Origin of the sequence: Dietzia sp. B32, from assembly GCF_024732245.1 — a bacterium.
In the GTDB taxonomy this organism is placed as follows: domain Bacteria; phylum Actinomycetota; class Actinomycetes; order Mycobacteriales; family Mycobacteriaceae; genus Dietzia.
Genome location: NZ_CP093845.1, coordinates 3592860 through 3611326 on the forward strand (window position 1 = coordinate 3592860; position 18467 = coordinate 3611326).

The 18467-nt window shown below is 71.2% G+C and carries 17 protein-coding genes; all 17 read left to right on the top strand.

Translation table 11 applies throughout. The features are described 5' to 3' along the window. The first annotated feature begins 5 nt into the window (after positions 1–5). The 17 genes from L8M95_RS16905 (at position 6) to tyrS (ending at position 18096) form a co-directional block, all read left to right on the top strand. Positions 6–845: an RNA methyltransferase gene (locus L8M95_RS16905; RefSeq protein WP_260487227.1), complete on the top strand. Its 840-nt coding sequence runs from the start codon at positions 6–8 to the stop codon at positions 843–845. Continuing rightward, entirely contained in the window at positions 842–2503 is a 1662-nt protein-coding gene (locus L8M95_RS16910) for an ABC-F family ATP-binding cassette domain-containing protein (protein WP_260487228.1), read from the top strand. Before L8M95_RS16905 ends, L8M95_RS16910 begins: the two co-directional genes overlap by 4 nt. A gap of 119 nt (positions 2504–2622) precedes the next feature. After that, positions 2623–3672, top strand: coding sequence for a phenylalanine--tRNA ligase subunit alpha (pheS, locus tag L8M95_RS16915; RefSeq protein ID WP_120285900.1), 1050 nt, complete (start codon positions 2623–2625; stop codon positions 3670–3672). A 42-nt stretch (positions 3673–3714) separates the two neighbouring features. Then, positions 3715–6249, top strand: coding sequence for a phenylalanine--tRNA ligase subunit beta (gene pheT / locus L8M95_RS16920; RefSeq protein WP_260487229.1), 2535 nt, complete (start codon positions 3715–3717; stop codon positions 6247–6249). Further along, on the top strand, positions 6242–7081 hold the full coding sequence (gene thiD / locus L8M95_RS16925; RefSeq protein WP_260487230.1) for a bifunctional hydroxymethylpyrimidine kinase/phosphomethylpyrimidine kinase: 840 nt from the start codon (positions 6242–6244) through the stop codon (positions 7079–7081). The genes pheT and thiD overlap by 8 nt, the downstream gene beginning before the upstream one ends. 91 nt (positions 7082–7172) lie before the next feature. After that, positions 7173–7955: a DUF2786 domain-containing protein gene (locus tag L8M95_RS16930; RefSeq protein ID WP_260487231.1), complete on the top strand. Its 783-nt coding sequence runs from the start codon at positions 7173–7175 to the stop codon at positions 7953–7955. Positions 7956–8041: 86 nt separating this feature from the next. Then, positions 8042–9079, top strand: a complete 1038-nt coding sequence (gene argC, locus L8M95_RS16935; RefSeq protein ID WP_260487232.1) for an N-acetyl-gamma-glutamyl-phosphate reductase — start codon at positions 8042–8044, stop codon at positions 9077–9079. After that, a complete protein-coding gene (locus tag L8M95_RS16940) occupies positions 9076–9552 on the top strand; it encodes a hypothetical protein (protein WP_260487233.1) in 477 nt (158 codons plus the stop codon). Before argC ends, L8M95_RS16940 begins: the two co-directional genes overlap by 4 nt. Position 9553: 1 nt before the next feature. Then, complete coding sequence (gene argB, locus L8M95_RS16945) at positions 9554–10489, top strand: acetylglutamate kinase (protein ID WP_260487234.1); 936 nt, start codon at positions 9554–9556, stop codon at positions 10487–10489. Continuing rightward, entirely contained in the window at positions 10486–11730 is a 1245-nt protein-coding gene (locus L8M95_RS16950; RefSeq protein ID WP_260487235.1) for an acetylornithine transaminase, read from the top strand. The genes argB and L8M95_RS16950 overlap by 4 nt, the downstream gene beginning before the upstream one ends. Then, on the top strand, positions 11727–12719 hold the full coding sequence (gene argF, locus L8M95_RS16955) for an ornithine carbamoyltransferase (RefSeq protein ID WP_260487236.1): 993 nt from the start codon (positions 11727–11729) through the stop codon (positions 12717–12719). Before L8M95_RS16950 ends, argF begins: the two co-directional genes overlap by 4 nt. Continuing rightward, positions 12716–13213, top strand: a complete 498-nt coding sequence (locus L8M95_RS16960) for an arginine repressor (RefSeq protein WP_260487237.1) — start codon at positions 12716–12718, stop codon at positions 13211–13213. The genes argF and L8M95_RS16960 overlap by 4 nt, the downstream gene beginning before the upstream one ends. A 51-nt stretch (positions 13214–13264) precedes the next feature. Further along, on the top strand, positions 13265–14464 hold the full coding sequence (locus L8M95_RS16965) for an argininosuccinate synthase (protein WP_260487238.1): 1200 nt from the start codon (positions 13265–13267) through the stop codon (positions 14462–14464). Continuing rightward, on the top strand, positions 14461–15900 hold the full coding sequence (gene argH, locus L8M95_RS16970) for an argininosuccinate lyase (protein ID WP_260487239.1): 1440 nt from the start codon (positions 14461–14463) through the stop codon (positions 15898–15900). The genes L8M95_RS16965 and argH overlap by 4 nt, the downstream gene beginning before the upstream one ends. 5 nt (positions 15901–15905) lie before the next feature. Continuing rightward, the gene (locus L8M95_RS16975; RefSeq protein WP_260487240.1) at positions 15906–16127 is read left to right on the top strand and encodes a Trm112 family protein; all 222 of its coding nucleotides are present in this window, start codon (positions 15906–15908) and stop codon (positions 16125–16127) included. Positions 16128–16186: 59 nt separating this feature from the next. Then, positions 16187–16819, top strand: coding sequence for a DNA-3-methyladenine glycosylase (locus L8M95_RS16980; RefSeq protein WP_260489297.1), 633 nt, complete (start codon positions 16187–16189; stop codon positions 16817–16819). A 5-nt stretch (positions 16820–16824) separates the two neighbouring features. After that, positions 16825–18096 (top strand): tyrosine--tRNA ligase, encoded by a 1272-nt coding sequence (gene tyrS / locus L8M95_RS16985; RefSeq protein WP_312027427.1) that lies wholly within the window; start codon positions 16825–16827, stop codon positions 18094–18096. Positions 18097–18467 lie beyond the last annotated feature (371 nt).

The window sequence follows — 18467 nt, forward strand, 5'->3', positions numbered from 1 at the left end:
GCGAATTGACGAACACTCCGCCCGCCCAGGGCACGGGACGACCCGCGGATCCGTTCACCGAACGGACCCCGCGGGTCGTTTCCGCATCCAAGCTCCACCGCGCCGCCGCCAGACGTAAGGCCGGCCGGTTCCTCGCCGAGGGCGCCAACTCCGTCGAGGCGGCACTGGCCACCGGCGCCGCGATCGAGGTCTTCTGCACCGAGGACGCTCTCGTCCGGTTCGCCGACCTCCTGGACGCCGCCCGGTCGTCCGGGGTGCCGGTGTCCGTGGCGACCGACAGGGCCCTGAAGGGGCTGTCGGACACGGTCACCCCCACGGGCATCGTCGCCCTGTGCCGCACGGTGGTGCGCACGGCCTCCGCGGACGTGGCCGCACCGACGCCCCGGCTGGTCGCCGTCGGCCAGTCGCTGACCGAGCCCGGCAACGTGGGCACCCTGGTCCGGGTCTCCGACGCCCTCGGCGCCGACTCGGTCTGGCTCACGGAGGGCGGCGCGGACCCGGAGAACCCCAAGGCGGTCCGGGCCTCCGCCGGCAGTGTGTTCCACCTGCCCGTCGTCCGGGGGATCGCCGAGGACGACCTCATCGACCGGGCACACCGCTCGGGTCTGCAGGTGGCGGTCGCCACAGCCGACGGTGAGGTGGACGTGGAGCGGGCGGACGACCTCCTGTCCAGGCCGACCGCGTGGATCTTCGGCAACGAGGCCCACGGCGTACCCGAAAAGCTCGCGGCCGCCGCGGACCTCCGCGTCCGCATCCCCATCCGTGGAAGGGCCGAGAGCCTGAACATCGTCACCGCCGCCTCCATCTGCCTCCACACGAGCGCCCGGCTCCAGGCGGGATCGTGACCGGGACCCTCACCGCCCGCGGAGTCGGCGCCACCCGCGGGGCGCGGACCCTGTTCGGCGGGCTCGACCTCGTCGTCGCACCCGGGGACGTCTGGGGCCTCACCGGCCCCAACGGCGCCGGTAAATCCACCCTCCTCCACGCCCTCGCCGGCGACCCCGTCGCCGAGATGACCGGGGAACTCACCCTCAGCCCGCCGGACGCCACCGTCGGCCTCCTCCGACAGGAGGTGGAGCGCGACGACGACGAGGTTGTCCGCGACTTCCTGCACCGCGTCACCGGGGTCGCGGACGCGCTCGAGCGGATGAACGCGCTGGCAGGGCAGATGGCGGACTCCGACTCCGCCGCGGACGCCTACGGGGACGCCCTGGAGCGCTGGTTGGCTCTCGGCGGTGGCGACCTCGACGAGCGGATCCCCGTCACCGCGGCACGGCTGGGGCTCGACGACGCGGTGTTGGGGCTGCCGATGTCCGCGTTGTCGGGAGGACAGGCCGCCCGCGTGAACCTCAGCGCCGTGCTGCTCAGCCAGTACGACCTCCTGCTGCTGGACGAGCCCACCAATGACCTCGACCTGGCCGGCCTGGCCGTCCTCGAGGAGTTCATGCAGGCCGAACGCCGACCGATGGTGGTGGTGAGCCATGACCGCGAGTTCCTGGCCAGGTGCGTCACCGGCATCGTCGAACTGGACTCGGCCCAGCAGCAGATCGCCGTCTTCGACGGCGGCTACGAGGCATACCTCGCCGAACGGGCGCTGGCACGGCAACGGGCCCGCGACGCCTACGAGGAGTACGCGGGCCGGGTCGATCAGCTGAAGGACCGCGTGCAGACACAGAAATCCTGGCTGGACAAGGGCGTGCGCAACACGATGCGCAAGACCGGCGGAAAGGACGCGGAGCGCGACAAGCACATCCGGAACCGGGCGGGCCAGCGCTCCGAGAAGCAGGCCGCCAAGATCTCCCAGTCCGAGCGGGCGATGGAACGCCTCGAGGTGGTCGCCGAACCGCGCAAGGAGTGGGAGCTCCAGATGGAGATCGCGACGGCGCCCCGCTCCGGTTCCGTGGTGGCCGTGCTCGCCGAGGCCGTCGTGCGCCGCGGCGACTTCGTCCTCGGCCCGGTGACCCTGCAGATCGATGCCGGGGACCGGATCCTCATCAGCGGCTCGAACGGCTCGGGCAAGACCACGCTGCTCGCCGCGATCACCGGGGAGCGGTCGGTCGACTCGGGCCGCGCGACCGTCGGGTCGGGGGTCCAGCCCGGGACGGTGGACCAGGCACGGACGGAGTTCGGCGGGCCGGACCCGCTGCTGGACACGTTCTGCGTCGCCGCCGACCCGGCCGGCCTCGACCCCACCGAGGCCCGCACCCTGCTCGCCAAGTTCGGGCTCGGTGGAGAGCACGTCGCCCGAGCCTGCGCGTCACTGTCACCGGGGGAGCGGACCCGTGCCGCGCTGGCCCTCCTGCAGCAGCGCGGGGTGAACCTGCTGGTGCTGGACGAGCCGACCAACCATCTGGACCTGCCGGCGATCGAGCAGCTCGAGCAGGCCGTGGACGCGTTCGGCGGCACGGTCCTGCTCATCACCCACGACCGGCGGATGCGGGACGCCTTCCGCGCGACCCGCGAGCTGCTGGTCGACGCCGGGTCGGTGCGGGAACGACACTGACGCGGCTCCCCCCGGCCATCGCCGGGGGGAGCGGGGGCGGGACCGGGGATCGACTAGTCTTGGCCCCGATGCGGGGCGGTCGACGGAAGTCCGCCGTGACGGGGAGGACGAGGGCACCGGTGAGCGAAGACACAGGCGAGGTCCGGATCGACGAGGAGTCGCTGGCGCGGTACTCCGCGGACGCCGAGGCCGCGTTCGCCGCCGCGGCGGACCTCGAGGCGTTGGCCGCCGCCAAGACGGCGCACCTCGGTGACCGCAGCCCCATCGCCCTGGGCCGCCGCACCCTCGGTTCGCTGCCCAAGGAGCAGAAGGCGTCCGCGGGCAAGGCCGTCAACGTGGCACGGACCCGGGTCCAGCAGGCGTACGACTCCCGCCTGGCCGAACTGCAGGCCGAGCGGGACGCCGCCGTCCTCGTGGCCGAGACGCTCGACCTGACGGTCCCGTCGGGGCGCGCGCCGGTGGGCGCGCAGCACCCCATCACCATCATCACCGAGCAGGTCGCGGACGTGTTCGTGGCCATGGGGTGGGAGATCACCGAGGGGCCCGAGGTCGAGGCGGAGCACTACAACTTCGACGCGCTCAACTTCCTTCCCGACCACCCCGCGCGCACCCTCCAGGACACCTTCCACATCGCGCCCGAGGGCAGCCGGCAGGTGTTGCGCACCCACACCTCGCCGGTGCAGATCCGCACCATGCTCGACCGGGAACCGCCCATCTACGTGGCGTGCCCCGGGCGCACGTTCCGCACCGATGAACTCGACGCCACCCACACCCCGGTGTTCCACCAGGTCGAGGGCCTGGCGATCGACAAGGGGCTGACCATGGCGCACCTGCGCGGTGCGCTCGACGCGTTCGCCCGCGCCCTGTTCGGTCCGGAGACCCGCACCCGGATGCGGCCCAACTACTTCCCGTTCACCGAGCCCTCCGCCGAGGTCGACGTGTGGTTCCCGCGCAAGAAGGGCGGCGCCGGCTGGGTCGAGTGGGGCGGCTGCGGGATGGTGCACCCCAACGTACTGACGGCCTGCGGAATCGACCCCGAGGAGTACTCGGGTTTCGCGTTCGGCATGGGCCTGGAGCGCACCCTGCAGTTCCGCAACGGCCTGTCCGACATGCGCGACATGGTGGAGGGCGACGTGCGCTTCTCCCTGCCGTTCGGCATCCGCTCCTGACCCGCCGCATCCACCCCACCCCAGAAGACGAAGGACCCCACAGTGCGAATTGCGCAGTCCTGGCTGACCGAGATCCTGCAGCGGGCCAACGACGGCTGGTCGGTGAGCCCGGCCGAGCTCGACGCCGGCTTCGTGCGCGTCGGCCTCGAGGTGGAGGGCGAGCCGGAGCAGCTGCCCGAGATCTCCGGCCCGCTCACCATCGGCCGGGTCAGCAGCATCGAGGAGCTGGAGGGCTTCAAGAAGCCCATCCGGTTCTGCCTGGTCGACGTGGGCGCCGACGAGCCGCAGCAGATCGTGTGTGGCGCGCGGAACTTCGCTTCGGGTGACCTCGTGGTCGTCGCGCTGCCGGGCACCGTCCTGCCGGGCGGGTTCGAGATCGGCAGGCGCAAGACCTACGGCAGGCCGAGCGAGGGCATGATCTGCTCGGCCTCCGAGCTGGGGATCGGCTCAGACCACAGCGGGATCATCGTCCTCGCCGAGGGCACCGCCCAGCCCGGGGACGCCGCGGCTCCGGTTCTCGCTGCAGGCGCCGGCGAGCGGGACACCGTGATCGAACTCAACGTGACGCCGGACCGTGGTTACTGCCTGTCGGCCCGCGGTCTGGCCCGCGAGCTCGCGTGCGGTTTCGACCTCGACTTCGTCGATCCCGCGGCCGAACTCGGGCTGCCGTCGGAGAAGGAGACCTGGCCGCTCGAGGTGGCCGCCGAGTCCGGGGCCCAGCGGTTCGCGTTGCGTCGGGTCACCGGCATCGACCCGTCGGCGCGGACCCCGTGGTGGATGGCCCGTCGCCTGCTGCTCTCGGGTGTGCGACCGATCTCCCCGGCCGTCGACGTCACCAACTACGTCATGCTCGAGTCGGGGCACCCGATGCATGCCTTCGACGCCGCGCGTCTGCAGGGCGGGCTCACCGTCCGCCGGGCCCGGGCGGGGGAGACGCTCACGACCCTCGACGACATCGAGCGCACGCTCGATCCGGAGGACGTCGTCATCTGCGACGACCGCGGACCGATCTCGATGGCCGGTGTCATGGGTGGCGCCAGCACCGAGGTCTCCGACGAGACCACCGACGTCCTGCTCGAGGCCGCCGTGTGGGACACCCTCGCGGTGTTCCGGACCATCCGCCGACACAAGCTCCCGAGCGAGGCGGGCAAGCGCTATGAGCGAGGGGTCGACGCGGCCGCGTCCATCGCGGCACTCGACCGCGCGGCGACCCTGCTCGCCGAGATCACCGGCGGCACCGTGGAGGCCTCGTTGACGGACGTCGGATCCGCCCCCGTCATGCCGACGATCGCCTTCGACCCCGACCGCCCCTCCCGGGTGGCGGGGGTCGGGTACCCGGCTGGGACCGCGCGCAGGCGGTTGGAGCAGATCGGCTGCGCCGTCGCCGGGGACGACGCCGTCCTGCTCGAGGTGACCCCTCCGGCGTGGCGCCCCGACCTGACCCTCCCCGCGGACCTGGTCGAGGAGGTGCTGCGACTGGAGGGACTCGAGAACATCCCGTCGGTCCTGCCCACCGCTCCCGCCGGTCGCGGCCTCACCGCCGTCCAGCGCGGCCGACGCGCCGTGGGCCACGCCCTGGCCGCGGCCGGGCACGTCGAGGTGCTGACCTCCCCGTTCTGCGATCCGGCGGTGTTCGACGCGATGGGACTGGACGACGACGACGAGCGCCGCAGCACCATGTCCGTGGTCAACCCCCTGGAGAGCGACAAGGCGCATCTGGCGACCACGCTGGTGCCCTCGCTGGTCGAGATCGCCCGCCGCAACATCACGCGCGGTACCCGCGATCTCGCGCTGTTCTCCGTCGCGCAGGTGTCGTTCCGGACGCCGGCCACGTCCGGGGTGGACATGCTGCCCGTCGACCGTGAGCCGACCCTCCGGGAGCGCGACAAGCTTGCCGCGTCCCTGCCCGAGCAGCCGCTCCACGTGGCGGCCCTCTACACCGGCAGGAGGGAGCCCGCCGGGCACTTCGGTCCGGGCCGGGAGGCCGACGCACTCGACGCGGTGGAGGCAGCCAGGATCGTCGGCCGGGCCCTCGGCGCCGAGGTCGAGGTGCGGGCGGCCGAGCGTGCGCCCTGGCACCCGGGCCGCTGCGTGGAGGTCCTGGTCGACGCCGGTGCGGCGGACGACGGGTCGTCGGACGCAGGGGCGGGGGTCGCCGTGGTCGTCGGTCATGCCGGCGAGCTGCACCCCGCGGCGTGCGAGCGACTCGGACTGCCGGCGCGCACCTGCGCCGTCGAGCTGGACCTCACCGCGATCGGCGCCCGCGAGGTCCTGCCCGCCCCGACCATCTCGCCCTTCCCGTCCGTGAACCAGGACGTCGCGCTCGTCGTGGACGCCGCGGTCCCAGCCGCCGAGGTCGAGGCGGCACTCCGATCGGGTGGCGGGGAGCTGCTGGAGAGCGTGCGGTTGTTCGACGTGTACACCGGTGCCCAGCTCGGGGACGGGCGCAAGTCGCTGGCCTACGCATTGACGTTCCGTGCCGGGGACCGCACGCTCACCGAGGACGAGGCGAGCGCGTGGCGTACCGCCGCCGTCGAGGCCGCGGAGGCAGCCGTGGGGGCGAGCCTGCGTGGTTGACGACGGACCCACCACCGCGGCTCGGGTTCCGCGGGTGCTGTGCATCGCGGGCACGGACCCGTCCGGCGGGGCCGGACTGCTCGCCGACACCAAGGCGGTCGCCGCGATGGGCGGGTACGGGATGGGTGCCGTCACCGCGGTCACCGTCCAGAACACCGTCGGGGTGTCCGGGGTGCACGCCGTGCCCGTCGACATCGTCATCGCCCAGCTCGACGCCGTTGCCGATGACGTGACCATCGACGCCGTCAAGATCGGCATGCTCGGCGAAGCCGGGCTCGTCGAGGCGGTGGGCGACTGGCTTCGTCGTCGTCGACCTCCCCACGTCGTCCTCGACCCGGTCATGGTCGCCACCACCGGCGGCAGGCTCGCCACAGACGACGCGGCACGGATGCTGCGCGACCTCGTCCCGCTCGTCGACCTCGTCACCCCCAACGTCCCGGAACTCGCGGTCCTGTGCGGCGGTGAACCCGCGGAGCACATCGAGACCATCGTCGGGCAGGCCGAACTGGTGCACGAGCAGACCGGCTGCGCGGTGCTCGCCACGACCGGGGACCTCGAGGACGGCAGCGCCGAGGACGTGCTGGTGGAGTCCGAGGGGGACCGGCGCACGACGCTGCGGCTCCCGTTCGTCCGCGTCGACACCCCGCACACCCACGGCACCGGGTGTTCGCTGTCCTCGGCGCTGGCCACCGCCAGGGTGGGGGCCCGCGACTGGGAGGCGGCCTACCGTCGCGTCCGGCCGTGGATCGACGGGGCGCTGCAGGGCGGGCTCGCGCTGGACGTGGGACACGGTTCCGGTCCGCTCGACCACACGTGGTTCCTGCACCACTGACCTGCGGCGGCTGCGTGACGCGACCGTACGGTGTCGTACACCTGTGCGAATATCGCTCGCGCCAGAAGGCCGAGACGATCAGGAGTACACAGTGAACACCTCCCACACCACTTCCCAGGACGACTTCCGGACCTCGTCACGGGGCGCCCACGAGACGGCGGGACGACCGCCCACGGAGAAGGCTCTGGAACGGGTCCGCAAACTCTTCGCCAAAGCCGAGAGCGTGGCGGGCACGCCGGAGGCCGAGGTCCTGCTCGAACGCGCCTACGCGCTGCTCGCCAAGTACGGGGTCGACGAGGCGCTGGCGCGGACCGGGCCGGACACCACGGCCGCCGAGGTGGCGGTCCTCGACCACGTGATCTCGGGCCGTTACCAACCCGACCAGGTGGGCCTGGTGGCCGCCCTCTCCACGGCCATGCACTGCCGGGCCGTCACCTCCGCCCGCGGGGACGGCACCCGGGTCGTGCACATCGTGGGCGTGCGGCGCCACGTCGAACGGGTGGGCATGCTCGTCGGGGCGCTCACCGGGGTGATGCTCGCCGCGGCCGCCCGCCAGCAGCCCGCCCCGGGGGTTTCCGCCGTCACCCATCGCAAGTCGTTCATGACCGGCTTCGCGTTCGAGGTGGGGCGTCGGCTGGAGGCCGCCGAGCGGGGCGCGGTGGCTTCCAGCCGGGACGCCGCGGGGGCGGGGCTCGTACTGCGATCCGACTCCCAGCGCGCGGATGCCGAACTCCGCCGCCGCTTCCCGACCGCCGTGCGCGGCGCCCGCCGCCGGGTCGGTATGTCCGGGATCGAGGAGGGGCGCCGGGTCGGTGGCTCGGTGGATCTGGGGCAGAGCCGGTTCGCGGGTGGCCGGCGCCAGATCGGGGCCTGAGCCCGCCGAGGGCTGGTGGCCCGGGGGTCGGGACGGGGCAGGCCTGCGACATGCAAAAGATTGCGAAGTAGTGCATACTCGTGCGTATGGCAATCACGGTAGCGGTCGCAGGTGCTTCGGGTTACGCGGGCGGGGAGTTCCTCCGCCTCATCCTGGGGCACCCCTCCTACGCCTCGGGTGAGCTCGAGATCGGCGCCCTCGCCGCCGGGTCGAGTGCCGGACAGTCGATGGGGGAGCACCACCCGCATCTCCTGCCGCTCGCGGACCGCGTCCTCGTGGAAACGAGCGCGGACACCCTCGCGGGTCACGACGTGGTGGTGCTGGGTCTGCCCCACGGGCACTCCGCGGCGATCGCCGAACAGCTCGGACCGGACGTCCTCGTCGTCGACCTGGGCGCGGATTTCCGGCTCTCGGACGCGGGCGACTGGACGGCGTACTACGGCTCCGACCACGCCGGGACCTGGCCCTACGGGCTCCCTGAGCTCCCCGGCGCGCGCGAGGCGCTGCGGTCCACCCGTCGTATCGCGGTCCCGGGGTGTTTCCCCACCGGAGCCACGCTGGCCTTGTTCCCCGCGGTCGCGGCCGGTCTCGTCGACCCCTCCGCCATCACGATCGTCTCGGTGACCGGCGCGTCGGGTGCCGGCAAGGCCGCCAAGGTCCCGATGCTCGCCGCCGAGGTCATGGGCTCGGCCAAGGCCTATGGGGTGACCACCCACCGGCACACCCCGGAGATCATCCAGAACCTCCGCGCGGTCACCGACGCGGAGGTGTCGGTGAGCTTCACCCCGGTCCTCGCTCCCATGGCCCGCGGCATCCTCACCACCGCGGTCGCGCCCACGACGGCGACCGCCGAGGAACTCCGCGCGGTGTACGCCGCGGCGTTCGGCGACGAGCCGTTCGTCCACGTCCTGCCCGCGGGCGTGCAGCCCATGACCGCATCCGTCCTCGGGTCCAATGCGGTACAGCTCGGCATCGAGGTCGACGAGCGCGCCGGCCGGGCGGTGTTGACCGCGGCGATCGACAACCTGGCCAAGGGCACCGCCGGCGGCGCGATCCAGTCGATGAACCTCGCGCTCGGCCTCCCGGAGACCGCCGGCCTCAGTACGGTCGGGCTGGCCCCGTGAGTGCGGAAACCCTGTCCGGAGCGACGCCCATGGGCCACGCCCACGGCCTCGAGGCGTGGTCCGATCCCGTGGAGAAGAACGCGGTGTTCTGGGTCACCCCCGCCGGCGCGACGGCCGTCCTGGAGGTCGACGGCGACGAAGCCGACGCCGCGGAACTGCGGTGGAGCGTCCTCAGCGCCGAGGTCCCGTCGATCCGTGCGGTCGTCCTGCTCGACGGTCCCGGTTCCGGTGGACCCGGCGAGGACTTCACGTTCACGCACGAGGTCGCCGAGGACGTCGCCCGGTTCGTCAGCGCCCGGTCGGATGCCGAGGCCGGCCCGATCGAGGTGCTCGTCTTCCGTCCGGACACCGATCAGTCCCCGTGGCCGGAACCCGCGCGCACCGCCGATGGGGTGGAGTTCCGGTTCCACCACCGCGGCGGCGCCGACGTCCGTCTCACCCTGACACTTCCCGACCAGCCCGGAGAGGCCTGACATGACCACAGCGATGAACGACGGTTCCACCGAACTGACGCCGTTCGTCCGCGCGCACGTCCTCGCCGAGGCACTGCCGTGGCTGCAGAAGTTCCACGACAAGATCGTCGTGGTGAAGTACGGCGGCAATGCGATGGTCGACGACGACCTCAAGGCGGCCTTCGCGGCGGACATGGTGTTCCTGCGGACCTGCGGGCTCAAGCCCGTCGTGGTCCACGGGGGCGGTCCGCAGATCACCTCGATGCTCGGCCGACTGGGCATGGAGGGTGAGTTCCGCGGCGGGTTCCGGGTCACCACTCCCGAGGTCATGGACATCGTCCGCATGGTGCTGTTCGGCCAGGTCGGACGCGAGCTTGTCGGGCTCATCAACGCGCACGGCCCGTATGCGGTCGGGATCTCCGGCGAGGACGCAGGCCTGTTCACCGCGGTCCGCCGGACGGCGATGGTCGACGGGGAGCCCACCGACATCGGTCTGGTCGGCGATGTGGAATCGGTGGACCCGCGCGCCGTGCTCGATTTGATCGAGGCCGGACGGATCCCGGTGGTGTCGACCATCGCACCCGACTCCGACGGCACCGTCCACAACATCAATGCCGACTCGGCGGCCGGCGCACTCGCGGCGGCACTCGGCGCGGAGAAACTCATCGTCCTCACCGACGTGGAGGGCCTCTACACCGACTGGCCGGACCGTTCCTCGCTCGTGACCCACCTCGGTACCGAGCCGCTCGAGCGGCTCCTACCGTCCCTCGAGAGCGGGATGGTGCCGAAGATGGAGGCCTGCCTGCGCGCGGTCCGGGGCGGGGTCCACGCCGCCCACGTCATCGACGGACGCGTCGAGCACTCGGTGCTCCTCGAGATACTCACCGAAGGGGGCATCGGGACCATGGTCACCGAGGGCAACCACGAAACCCGGTCACCGGCAGGAGTCGACAGATGAGCACCACGCACACCGACACCCACACCTCCACCGACCTCACCTCACGGTGGGACTCCGCCCTCATGCGCAACTACGGCACCCCGCCACTCGAGTTGATCTCGGGAACCGGGGTCACGGTCACGGCCGCCGACGGGCGCGAGTACACGGACCTGCTCGGCGGGATCGCCGTGAACTCCCTCGGCCACGCCCACCCCGCGGTCGTCGAGGCGGTCAGCCGCCAGGTGGCCGAGCTGGGGCACGTCTCCAACCTGTACCTCCACCCCAGGGTGGTGGAGCTGGCCGAGCGGCTCGAGTCCCTGCTGGCCGTCGACCAACCCGTCCGGGCCTTCTTCTGCAACTCCGGAGCCGAGGCCAACGAGGCCGCGTTCAAGATCGCCCGGCGCACGGGCCGGTCCCGGATCCTCGCCGCGCAGAACGGCTTCCACGGCCGGACGATGGGGGCGTTGGCGATGACCGGCCAGCCCGCTAAGCGCGCGCCGTTCGAGCCGATGCCCGCCGGCGTCGAGTTCTTCCCCTACGGCGACATCGAGGCCCTCACCGCGCTCGTGGAGACGGCCCCGGACGACACCGCCGCGGTGATCGTCGAGCCGATTCAGGGCGAGGGCGGCGTCGTCGAACCGCCCGAGGGCTTCCTCGCGGACGTCCGGGCCCTGTGCACCGCCCACGGGATCCTCATGATCGTCGACGAGGTCCAGACCGGCATCGCCCGCACGGGCGCGATGTTCGCCTGCCGCAAGGCCGGGGTCGTCCCCGACGTGATCACCCTGGCCAAGGGGCTCGGCGGCGGGCTGCCCATCGGCGCCTGCCTCGGCGTCGGCACCGCCGGCGAGCTGCTCACCGCCGGCCAGCACGGCACCACCTTCGGCGGGAACCCCGTCTCGTGCGCCGCGGCGCTCGCGGTGCTCGAGACCATCGAGTCCGACGACCTCGTGGCGCACGTCGACCGCCTCGGGAAGGTCATCGCCGCCGAGATCGAGTGCCTCGACCACCCGCTCGTGGACCACGTGCGCGGCCGGGGCCTGCTGCTCGGGATGGTGCTCACCGCGCCGGCCGCCAAGGCGGTGGAGGAGGCGGCGCGCGACGCCGGCTACCTGGTGGGTGCCACCACCGCGGACGTGGTCCGGCTCGCGCCACCGCTCATCCTCACCGAACAGCAGGTCGCCGAGTTCGTCTCCGCACTGCCCGGGATCCTCGACACCGCGTCGTCCACCATCGCAGCCCAGAAGGAGTCCTCGTCATGACCGGTCCGACCGCCAGCACGTCGACCACTGCGGGTTCCCCGGCCACGGCGGACTCCTCCACGCGCGTCATCCGTCACTTCCTGCGCGACGATGACCTCAGCCCCCGCGAGCAGGCCGAGGTCCTGGACCTCGGGTTGAGGCTCAAGGCCGACCCGTTCTCCGCCCGCCCCCTGGAGGGGCCCCGGTCGGTCGCGGTCATCTTCGACAAGACGTCCACCCGCACCCGGTTCTCGTTCGACGCCGGGATCGCGGAACTGGGCGGCAACGCCATCGTCGTCGAGTCCGGCTCCACCCAGATGGGCAAGGGGGAGACCCTCTCCGACACCGCCCGGGTGATGTCGCGCTACGTCGAGGCGATCGTCTGGCGCACCTATTCGCAGGACGGTCTGGTCGAACTCGCCGCCCACTCCGACGTCCCCGTCGTCAACGCCCTGAGCGACGAGTTCCATCCGTGCCAGATCCTGGCCGACCTGCTCACCATCCGGGAGAACTTCGGCCGAACCGAGGGACTCCGGGCGGTGTACCTGGGCGACGGGGCCAACAACATGGGGCACTCGTACCTCCTCGGGTTCGCGACCGCCGGCATGCACATCACCATCGCGGCCCCCGAGGGGTATCAGCCCACCGGCCGGGTGGTCGCCGACGCCGAGCGGATCGCGGCGGAGACCGGCGGTTCGGTGACCATCACGACCGACGTCGACCGGGCCGTCGACGGCGCCGACGTCCTCATCACCGACACCTGGGTGTCCATGGGGATGGAGGACTCCGCGTCCGAGCGACTGCGCGACCTGGCCGGGTACCAGCTGGGCCGGGTCGCCGTGGACAGGGCGTCGGATGACGTGATCGTCCTGCACTGCCTACCCGCCTACCGGGACAAGGAGATCACCGCGGAGGTGATCGACGGGCCCCGCAGCCGCGTGTTCGACGAGGCAGAGAACCGGCTCCACGCGCAGAAGGCGCTGCTGGTGTGGCTCCTGGAGCGAACGTGACCGCCATCGGCACCGTGAGTCGGACCGCCCGACACGCGCGGATCGTGGAGATCCTCCGTCGACAGGCGGTACGCAGCCAGACCGAGCTCGCGGAGGCGTTGGCACAGGAGGGCATCGCCGTGGCGGTCGCCACCCTCAGCCGGGACCTCGACGAACTCGGCGCCGTCAAGCTCCGCGCGGCGGACGGTGGCGCAGGCCGCTACGTGATCCCGGAGGACGGAAGCCACGTCCCGGGGATCCCGGGTGGCACCGACCGACTGGGCAAGCTGCTCGCCGACCTGCTCGTGTCCGCCGATCACAGCGGAAATATCGCCGTCCTGCGGACACCCCCCGGGGCGGCCAACTTCCTCGCCAGCGCCCTCGACCGGGCCAATCCGGACGACGTCGTCGGGACGATCGCGGGGGATGACACCATATTCGTCATGGCGCGCGAACCCGTCACCGGCGCTGAACTCGCGGATCGGCTGGCCGGGTTGGCGCGACGCCAGCTCTGACCGGTCCCGCACACCGACCCCCGACCCATCCCATACCTCTAGGAGAACACCATGTCCGATCGCGTCGTCCTCGCCTACTCCGGCGGACTAGATACTTCCGTGGCCATCAGCTGGATCGGTAAGGAGACCGGCGCCGAGGTCGTCGCCGTGGCCATCGACCTGGGCCAGGGCGGTGAGGACATGGACGTCGTCCGGCAGCGTGCACTGGACTGCGGCGCCGTCGAGTCGGTGGTCGTGGACGCCCGGGACGAGTTCGCCGACGAGTACTGCGCCCCCACGATCAAGGCCAACGGCCTGTACATGCGCGAGTACCCGCTGGTCTCGGCTATCTCCCGTCCGCTCATCGTCAAGCACCTGGTGACCGCGGCCAAGATGCACGGCGGCACGGCCGTGGCCCACGGGTGCACGGGCAAGGGGAACGACCAGGTCCGTTTCGAGGTCGGTTTCGGCGCTCTCGCGCCGGACCTCGACGTGATCGCGCCGGTCCGCGACTACGCGTGGACCCGTGAGAAGGCGATCGAGTTCGCGGAGCAGAACGAGATCCCGATCAACGTCACCAAGAAGTCGCCGTTCTCCATCGACCAGAACGTCTGGGGCCGTGCGGTCGAGACCGGATTCCTGGAGGACCTGTGGAACGCCCCGACGAAGGACGTCTACGACTACACCGAGGATCCGACGATCAACTTCGCCGCCCCCGATGAGGTGACGGTGACCTTCGCCGAGGGAATGCCGGTCGCGATCGACGGCCGCAAGGTGAGCGTGCTCGAAGCGATCGAGGAGCTCAACCGTCGCGGCGGCGCGCAGGGCGTCGGGCGCCTCGACATGGTCGAGGACCGCCTGGTGGGCATCAAGAGCCGTGAGGTCTACGAGGCCCCGGGTGCCATGATCCTCATCACCGCCCACAAGGCGCTCGAGGACGTCACGCTCGAGCGCGAACTGGCCCGGTACAAGTCCGGCGTCTCGGACACCTGGTCCAACGCCGTCTACGACGGACTGTGGTTCTCGCCGCTCAAGTACGCCCTGGACGCCTTCATCGACAAGACCCAGGAGCACGTGTCGGGCGACATCCGGATGGTCCTGCACGGGGGTTCGATCACCGTCAACGGGCGCCGCTCCGACTCCTCGCTCTACGACTTCAACCTCGCCACCTACGACGAGGGCGACTCGTTCGATCAGAGCTACGCCAAGGGCTTCGTGAACCTGCACGGCCTGAGTTCGAAGATCGCCGCGAAGCGGGACCTCGGCCTGTGAGTGCGGACCAGGGTCACGCCGGTCGGCACGGCACCAACACCGGCGCGCTGTGGGGCGGCCGCTTCGCCGGCGGGCCGACGGAGGCCATGGCCGCGTTGAGCAAGTCCACCCACTTCGACTGGGAACTCGCCCCGTACGACATCCGGGCGTCCAAGGCGCACGCACGGGTCCTCCACCGCGCGGGTCTGCTCACCGGTCCCGACCTCGACACCATGCTCGACGGGCTGGATCGTCTCGCCGCGGATGTCGATTCCGGTGCCTACGTCCCGGCCGAGTCCGACGAGGACGTCCACGGCGCCCTCGAGCGAGGGTTGATCGAGCGGGTCGGTCCCGAGGTGGGCGGTCGGCTCCGTGCCGGCCGGTCCCGCAACGACCAGGTGGCCACGCTGTTCCGCATGTGGCTCCGCGATGCCGTGCGGGCGGTCGCCGCAGGGGTGCTCGACGTGATCGACGCGTTGGTCGCCCAGGCCGACGCCCACCCGGAGACGGTGATGCCGGGCAAGACCCACTTCCAGGCCGCGCAGCCGGTCCTGCTCGCCCACCAGTTGCTCGCGCACGCCCAGCCGCTGTTGCGCGACCTGGACCGGATCCGTGACCTCGATCGTCGGCTGGCGGTGTCGCCGTACGGGTCGGGTGCGCTGGCGGGGTCCTCGCTGGGACTGGACCCGGATGCGATCGCCGCCGAGCTGGGCTTCGATCGCGCGGCGGACAACTCGATCGACGCCACCAGCTCCCGCGACTTCGCCGCCGAGGCCTCGTACGTGCTCGCGCAGATCGCGGTCGACCTGTCCCGCCTGGCGGAGGAGATCATCGCCTGGTCGACCCCGGAGTTCGGGTACGTCACGCTGGCCGACGAATGGTCGACGGGCAGTTCGATCATGCCGCAGAAGAAGAACCCCGACGTGGCCGAGTTGATGCGTGGGAAGACCGGTCGACTGATCGGGAACCTGACGGGACTGCTGGCGACCCTCAAGGCGCAGCCGCTCGCCTACAACCGCGACCTGCAGGAGGACAAGGAACCGGTCTTCGACTCGGTGGCGCAGCTGGATCTGTTGCTGCCGGCCATGGCCGGACTCGTGGCCACCCTGGAGTTCCACCCGGCGCGACTCGCCGAGCTGGCTCCCGCCGGGTTCACCCTGGCGACCGACATCGCGGAGTGGATGGTGCGACAGGGCGTCCCGTTCCGGGTCGCCCACGAGGCGGCGGGGGAGTGCGTGCGCGTGGCGGAGAACCGCGGCGTCGGGCTCGATGAGTTGGACGACGACGAGTTGGCTGCCGTGGACCCCGCGCTGACGCCGGAGGTACGCGAGGTCCTCACCGTCACCGGTTCGATCGCGTCGAGGAACGCCCGGGGTGGCACCGCGGGTGACGCGGTGGCCGAACAGCGCCGGCGGCTGGGCGAGATCCGCGATGAGTTCGCCGGCTGGGTAGGCTGAGCGCCATGTCCGTCATCGACGCACGTCTACTCGACATCCTCGCCTGTCCCGAGGACAAGGGACCGCTCCTGCTCGCGGGACCGGAGACGCTCTACAACCCGCGTCTGCGTCGTGCCTACCGCATCGACGACGGCATCCCGGTCCTGTTGGTCGACGAGTCCCGGCAGGTCGACGACGCCGAGCATGCGGAACTGGTCGCCCTGGCAGGGGGAGGCACCGAGGGGTGACGTCCCCCGACGACCGGACCGACCCGATCGACGTCGTCGACTCCGATCGGTTCCGGACGCTGCTACGGGATTCGTCTCCCGACACCGCGGCCCGGGCGCTGCTCGGCGGGGTCCTGTCGCACGGCGCGGTCGCGGTACGGATCCTCGAGGTCGAGGCCTACGGCGGCCCGCCCGGTTCCCCGTTCCCCGACGCGGCGGCACACACCTGGCCGGGACCCACGGCCCGGAACCAGGTGATGTTCGGGGACGCGGGGCACCTGTACGTCTATCTGAGCCACGGGATCCACCAGTGCGTGAACATCACGTGCCGCCCCGCCGGGGAGGGCGGAGGTGTGCTGCTCCGGGCCGCCCGCATCGCGGATGGTCACGAGATCGTGGGCACCCGCCGGCCGGGCGTCGTCGCCGAGCGCGCGGCCCGCGGCCCCGGGAATCTCGGCAGGACCCTGGGCATCGACCTGTCGATGCGAGGTATCGACGTGCTCGACCCGTCGTCGTCGGTCCATTTCCGGCCGGAACCTGTCCCCGGGGCCCGGATTCGTTCCGGCCCCCGGGTCGGGGTTTCCCGTGAGGCGGATCGTCCGTGGCGCTTCTGGGTGGCCGGCGCGCGGGAGGTCTCGACGTACCGCCGCAGTCCACGGGCACCGCAGGTGACCCGCCCCGTGGTGGCCCGGCACGCCGATGGGGGACAATGACGGTCGTGACCAACAACATCCTCGATGAACTCCAGTGGCGCGGGCTGATCGCCCAGTCGACAGATCTCGACGCGCTCCGGGCGCACCTCGACGAGGGGGCCGTGTCGCTGTACTGCGGTTTCGACCCGACCGGGCCGAGCCTGCACGCCGGTCACCTCATCCCGCTGCTGACGCTTCGCCGCTTCCAGCTGGCCGGGCACCGGCCGATCGTTCTGGCCGGCGGCGCCACCGGCATGATCGGTGACCCCCGCGACGTGGGGGAGCGGGTCATGAACACCTCCGACACCGTGGCGGAGTGGACCGAGCGGATCGCCGGACAGCTCGAGCGGTTCGTCGACCTCACCGAGGGGCCCACGGGGGCGCGGGTGGTCAACAACATGCAGTGGACTGGGCACATGTCCGTGATCGAGTTCCTCCGCGACGTGGGCAAGCACTTCTCCCTCAACACGATGCTGGGTCGCGACACGGTCAAGCGTCGGCTGGAGGGCGAGGGTATTTCGTTCACCGAGTTCTCGTACATGCTCCTGCAGGCGAACGACTTCCTTCAGCTGCGCCGCAACCTGGACTGCACGCTGCAGCTGGGCGGTTCCGACCAGTGGGGCAACATCATCGGCGGCGTCGACCTGAACCGTCGCGTCGACGGGGAATCCGTCCACGCCGTGACCGTCCCCCTGGTGACCTCGTCCGACGGCAAGAAATTCGGGAAGTCCACGGGCGGCGGCAGCCTGTGGCTCGATCCCGCGATGACGAGCCCGTACACCTGGTACCAGTACTTCCTCAATACCGCTGACGCCGATGTGGTGCGTTACCTGCGGTGGTTCTCCTTCCTCGGACGGGAGGAGATCGACGAGCTCGAGGAGCTCACCCGGGACAAGCCCCACCTGCGGGCGGCGCAGAAGCGACTCGCCGAGGAGATGACGACTCTGGTGCACGGGGTGGCGGCGACGGAGTCCGTCCAGGCCGCCGCGCAGGCGCTGTTCGGTAGGGGAGAGCTCTCCGGTCTCGACGAATCGACACTCGCGGCCGCGCTCGACGACGCCGGAGCGGTCGAGATCGCCCGGGGAGAGCCCGTCACGATCGTCGATCTCCTGGTGGCCTCCGGTCTGAGCGACAGCAAGGGGGCGGCCCGACGCGCCATCGGCGAGGGCGGCGCCTACGTGAACAACGAGCGGGTGTCGGACCCGGAATGGACGCCGGCGGCAGGGGACCTCCTGCACGGCTCATGGTTGGTGCTCCGACGGGGCAAGAAGAACTTCGCCGGGGTCAAGCTCAACTGAGCCCAGCGGGGACGAAGGCGCCGGTGACCCCGGCGCCTTCGTCGTCTAGCGCTTTCTACCTGCGGGTTTGCGTTTCCATTCACGTCTGCGTAACTTATTGGACGTCGCCGAGAGCGGCCCGGGCCGAGAGGCCGGGGACGCCGAGGAGACGAGCTCCGAACAGCAAGAAGATCCGCCGGTTTGACTCGGTGAGACCGGATAGCTAGCATGGAGAAGTTGCTCTCGAGAGAGTCGCAGCGAAGCCGTGAGGCAGAGAAGTTGGCCGGTTTGTGATTCGGCGAGCGGGACTGTTACGCTGGTGGAGTTGCCTTCCCGAAGAGGGTAGTGAGATTCACCCCGGGTGACACGAGGTAGAGATACCGCGTGGAGAC

Excerpts from the sequence above, each read along its gene's own strand:
- argC (WP_260487232.1), top strand. The coding sequence starts at position 8,042 with ATGGCAATCACGGTAGCGGTCGCAGGTGCTTCGGGTTACGCGGGCGGG.
- L8M95_RS16950 (WP_260487235.1), top strand. The coding sequence starts at position 10,486 with ATGAGCACCACGCACACCGACACCCACACCTCCACCGACCTCACCTCA.
- L8M95_RS16975 (WP_260487240.1), top strand. The coding sequence starts at position 15,906 with ATGTCCGTCATCGACGCACGTCTACTCGACATCCTCGCCTGTCCCGAG.
- L8M95_RS16965 (WP_260487238.1), top strand. The coding sequence starts at position 13,265 with ATGTCCGATCGCGTCGTCCTCGCCTACTCCGGCGGACTAGATACTTCC.
- argF (WP_260487236.1), top strand. The coding sequence starts at position 11,727 with ATGACCGGTCCGACCGCCAGCACGTCGACCACTGCGGGTTCCCCGGCC.
- argB (WP_260487234.1), top strand. The coding sequence starts at position 9,554 with ATGACCACAGCGATGAACGACGGTTCCACCGAACTGACGCCGTTCGTC.